The following is a 5,525-nucleotide window of genomic DNA, read 5'->3' as shown; positions in this document are numbered from 1 at the left end:
AATAATGAGCTGGCGATGACTTACTCTCACATGGGAAACCCCACACTACCATCAGCGCTAAGAGGTTTCACTTCTGAGTTCGGGAAGGGATCAGGTGGTTCACTCTTGCTATGGTCGCCAGCACAACTGGTATGGATACTTGCATAGGTCTTAATGTGCCGATGCGTTTTCCAAATCTTTACAGATGGGCTGATTGAATCTTACTTTATTTGTTCATTTTAGCTAAGCATATAACTAAATCAAGTTGCTTTGCATATTAATGAATCGATTGATGCTTTATATACAACTGCTTGGGTGTTGTATAGTCAAGCCTCACGAGCAATTAGTATTGGTCAGCTTCACATATCACTATGCTTCCACATCCAACCTATCAACGTCCTAGTCTCGAACGGCTCTTTAGAGGACATAAAGTCCTAGGGAAATCTTATCTTGAGGTAGGCTTCCCGCTTAGATGCTTTCAGCGGTTATCCCTTCCGAACATAGCTACCCGGCGATGCGACTGGCGTCACAACCGGTACACCAGAGGTTCGTCCACTCTGGTCCTCTCGTACTAGGAGCAGATCCTCTCAAATTTCCAGCGCCCACGGTAGATAGGGACCGAACTGTCTCACGACGTTCTAAACCCAGCTCGCGTACCTCTTTAAATGGCGAACAGCCATACCCTTGGGACCTGCTTCAGCCCCAGGATGAGATGAGCCGACATCGAGGTGCCAAACACCGCCGTCGATATGAACTCTTGGGCGGTATCAGCCTGTTATCCCCAGAGTACCTTTTATCCGTTGAGCGATGGCCCTTCCATACAGAACCACCGGATCACTAAGACCTACTTTCGTACCTGCTCGACTTGTGGGTCTCGCAGTTAAGCGCGCTTTTGCCTTTATACTCTACGCGTGATTTCCGACCACGCTGAGCGCACCTTCGTACTCCTCCGTTACTCTTTAGGAGGAGACCGCCCCAGTCAAACTACCCACCAGACATGGTCCTCGCCCCGGATTACGGGGCAGAGTTAGAACCTCAACATTACCAGGGTGGTATTTCAAGGACGGCTCCATTGGAACTAGCGTTCCAACTTCAAAGCCTCCCACCTATCCTACACAAGTAAGGTCAAAGTTCAATGTCAAGCTGCAGTAAAGGTTCACGGGGTCTTTCCGTCTAGCCGCGGGTACACTGCATCTTCACAGCGATTTCGATTTCACTGAGCCTCTGCTGGAGACAGCGCCGCCATCATTATGCCATTCGTGCAGGTCGGAACTTACCCGACAAGGAATTTCGCTACCTTAGGACCGTTATAGTTACGGCCGCCGTTTACTGGGGCTTCGATCAAGAGCTTCGCTTACGCTAACCCCATCAATTAACCTTCCAGCACCGGGCAGGCATCACACCCTATACGTCCACTTTCGTGTTTGCAGAGTGCTATGTTTTTAATAAACAGTTGCAGCGGCCTGGTTTCTGTGGCTGCCAATAGCTCAGACCGCAAGGGTCATCACCGTCAGCAGCGTACCTTCTCCCGAAGTTACGGTACCATTTTGCCTAGTTCCTTCAGCAGAGTTCTCTCAAGCGCCTTGGTCTACTCGACCTGACCACCTGTGTCGGTTTCGGGTACGATTCCTGTGTAACTGAAGCTTAGAGACTTTTCCTGGAAGCATGGTATCAGCCACTTCACTGTACAAGTACAGCTTGCTATCAGATCTCAGCATAGAGCACCCCGGATTTGCCTAAGATGCATGCCTACTTCCTTCCACCTGGACAACCAACGCCAGGCTGACTTAACCTTCTCCGTCCTCTCATCGCATTACACAGAAGTATTGGAATATTAACCAATTTCCCATCGACTACGCCTTTCGGCCTCGCCTTAGGGGTCGACTCACCCAGCCCCGATTAACGTTGGACTGGAACCCTTGGTCTTTCGGCGAACGGGTTTTTCACCCGTTTTGTCGTTACTCACGTCAGCATTCGCACTTCTGATACCTCCAGCATACTTCTCAATACACCTTCATCGGCTTACAGAACGCTCCCCTACCACTTGACTAAAAGTCAAATCCGCAGCTTCGGCACATAGTTTTAGCCCCGTTACATCTTCCGCGCAGGCCGACTCGACTAGTGAGCTATTACGCTTTCTTTAAAGGGTGGCTGCTTCTAAGCCAACCTCCTAGCTGTCTATGCCTTCCCACATCGTTTCCCACTTAACTATGATTTTGGGGCCTTAGCTGGCGGTCTGGATTGTTTTCCTCTTGACTACGGACGTTAGCACCCGCAGTCTGTCTCCCGGATAGTACTCATAGGTATTCGGAGTTTGCATCGGTTTGGTAAGTCGGGATGACCCCCTAGCCGAAACAGTGCTCTACCCCCTATGGTATTCGTCCGAGGCGCTACCTAAATAGCTTTCGGGGAGAACCAGCTATCACCAGGCTTGATTAGCCTTTCACCCCTATCCACAAGTCATCCCCTGGCTTTTCAACGACAGTGGGTTCGGTCCTCCAGTTAGTGTTACCCAACCTTCAACCTGCTCATGGATAGATCGCCTGGTTTCGGGTCTATACCCAGCAACTAAACGCCCTATTAAGACTCGATTTCTCTACGGCTCCCCTATACGGTTAACCTCGCTACTGAATATAAGTCGCTGACCCATTATACAAAAGGTACGCAGTCACCGAACAAGTCGGCTCCCACTGCTTGTATGCATGCGGTTTCAGGATCTATTTCACTCCCCTCACAGGGGTTCTTTTCGCCTTTCCCTCACGGTACTGGTTCACTATCGGTCAGTCAGGAGTATTTAGCCTTGGAGGATGGTCCCCCCATATTCAGACAAGGTTTCACGTGCCTCGCCCTACTCGTCATCATTATGTGTGCCCTTTCGTGTACGGGAATATCACCCTCTACGTTCGCACTTCCCAGAGCGTTCCACTAAAACACACATAACTTAATGGGCTGATCCCCGTTCGCTCGCCGCTACTAAGGGAATCTCAATTGATTTCTTTTCCTAAGGGTACTGAGATGTTTCACTTCCCCTCGTTCGCCTTGCAACACTATGTATTCATGTTGCAATACCTACCTTAAAGTAGGTGGGTTCCCCCATTCAGAAATCTCCGGATCAAAGGATATTTGCCGCCTCCCCGGAGCTTATCGCAGGCTATTACGTCTTTCATCGCCTCTGACTGCCAAGGCATCCACCACATGCACTTAATTACTTGACTATACAACCCCAAACAGTCGTCAACACTTACAAGTGAGTGTTGTCCGTGCGATTCTTCATCGCTACTATCTGTTGTCTGTGTACTTAAACACTGTACAGCTTCAATCTAAATTCATATACCAAAACGCTTGATTCAGTTAATTTGCTAGTTCTCAATTCATTTAGATCAATTGCTTAATCTAAACTCTTGAGTGAACAATTTATTTCAGACTCAATTTTGCCAATCTGTTAATGAATAAACATGCCTTCGTCAGGTCATGCTTAATACCGTGATACTTAAATCACAGAAGTTAATAAACCAAGATCTAAATCTTTATTTACTAATTTCTGTAATCCGAACTTCTCTTAAGTTCTGGTGGAGACTAGGAGAGTCGAACTCCTGACCTCCTGCGTGCAAAGCAGGCGCTCTACCAACTAAGCTAAGTCCCCAGCTTACATCATCAGTCATGTATCTTTTATCTATAACTTCAACCAGTCAAAGTCATGGTGGGTCTGACAAGACTTGAACTTGTGACCCCACGCTTATCAAGCGTGTGCTCTAACCAACTGAGCTACAGACCCTCAGATACATCTATGAAGAACAACTTGTTGTGGATTCTTACCAATCGTCAATCTTTCGTTAAGGAGGTGATCCAGCCGCAGGTTCCCCTACGGCTACCTTGTTACGACTTCACCCCAGTCATCGGCCACACCGTGGTAACCGCCCTCTTTGCAGTTAGGCTAGCTACTTCTGGTGCAACAAACTCCCATGGTGTGACGGGCGGTGTGTACAAGGCCCGGGAACGTATTCACCGCGGCATTCTGATCCGCGATTACTAGCGATTCCGACTTCATGGAGTCGAGTTGCAGACTCCAATCCGGACTACGATCGGCTTTTTGAGATTAGCATCCTATCGCTAGGTAGCAACCCTTTGTACCGACCATTGTAGCACGTGTGTAGCCCTGGCCGTAAGGGCCATGATGACTTGACGTCGTCCCCGCCTTCCTCCAGTTTGTCACTGGCAGTATCCTTAAAGTTCCCGACATTACTCGCTGGCAAATAAGGAAAAGGGTTGCGCTCGTTGCGGGACTTAACCCAACATCTCACGACACGAGCTGACGACAGCCATGCAGCACCTGTATGTAAGTTCCCGAAGGCACCAATCCATCTCTGGAAAGTTCTTACTATGTCAAGGCCAGGTAAGGTTCTTCGCGTTGCATCGAATTAAACCACATGCTCCACCGCTTGTGCGGGCCCCCGTCAATTCATTTGAGTTTTAGTCTTGCGACCGTACTCCCCAGGCGGTCTACTTATCGCGTTAGCTGCGCCACTAAAGCCTCAAAGGCCCCAACGGCTAGTAGACATCGTTTACGGCATGGACTACCAGGGTATCTAATCCTGTTTGCTCCCCATGCTTTCGCACCTCAGCGTCAGTGTTAGGCCAGATGGCTGCCTTCGCCATCGGTATTCCTCCAGATCTCTACGCATTTCACCGCTACACCTGGAATTCTACCATCCTCTCCCACACTCTAGCTAACCAGTATCGAATGCAATTCCCAAGTTAAGCTCGGGGATTTCACATTTGACTTAATTAGCCGCCTACGCGCGCTTTACGCCCAGTAAATCCGATTAACGCTTGCACCCTCTGTATTACCGCGGCTGCTGGCACAGAGTTAGCCGGTGCTTATTCTGCGAGTAACGTCCACTATCTCTAGGTATTAACTAAAGTAGCCTCCTCCTCGCTTAAAGTGCTTTACAACCATAAGGCCTTCTTCACACACGCGGCATGGCTGGATCAGGCTTCCGCCCATTGTCCAATATTCCCCACTGCTGCCTCCCGTAGGAGTCTGGGCCGTGTCTCAGTCCCAGTGTGGCGGATCATCCTCTCAGACCCGCTACAGATCGTCGCCTTGGTAGGCCTTTACCCCACCAACTAGCTAATCCGACTTAGGCTCATCTATTAGCGCAAGGTCCGAAGATCCCCTGCTTTCTCCCGTAGGACGTATGCGGTATTAGCATTCCTTTCGAAATGTTGTCCCCCACTAATAGGCAGATTCCTAAGCATTACTCACCCGTCCGCCGCTAAGATCGGTAGCAAGCTACCTCTCTCCGCTCGACTTGCATGTGTTAAGCCTGCCGCCAGCGTTCAATCTGAGCCATGATCAAACTCTTCAGTTAAAAATCATTTTGCACCTTATTAAAGACAAGGTGCCAATTCTGGCTCATCAATTTTCTGACTTAAATTTCGCTCAAATAAACTTCGAGTAATTTAAACCAATCAATCAATGATAATATTTCGATTAATCAATCAGTAAAAATCCACACAAGTTGTTCTTCAATTCTCTTAATGAT

The 5,525-nt window shown here is 48.7% G+C and carries 2 tRNA genes and 3 rRNA genes; all 5 read right to left on the bottom strand.

From position 1 onward, the window contains the following. Positions 1 to 7: 7 nt before the first annotated feature. A 5S ribosomal RNA gene (gene rrf / locus ACT53H_RS19095) occupies positions 8 to 122 on the bottom strand. A gap of 179 nt (positions 123 to 301) precedes the next feature. Beyond that, positions 302 to 3,194, bottom strand: a 23S ribosomal RNA gene (locus ACT53H_RS19090). A 352-nt stretch (positions 3,195 to 3,546) separates the two neighbouring features. Continuing rightward, positions 3,547 to 3,622, bottom strand: a tRNA-Ala gene (locus ACT53H_RS19085). A 55-nt stretch (positions 3,623 to 3,677) separates the two neighbouring features. Then, positions 3,678 to 3,754, bottom strand: a tRNA-Ile gene (locus tag ACT53H_RS19080). Between the two features lie 59 nt (positions 3,755 to 3,813). Further along, positions 3,814 to 5,351, bottom strand: a 16S ribosomal RNA gene (locus ACT53H_RS19075). The 16S, 23S and 5S rRNA genes sit together here with 2 tRNA genes alongside, the layout of an rRNA operon. Positions 5,352 to 5,525 lie beyond the last annotated feature (174 nt).

It is taken from the genome of Acinetobacter sp. DMC2 (assembly GCF_056314305.1).
This window is presented reverse-complemented; position numbering and strand designations above follow the sequence as displayed.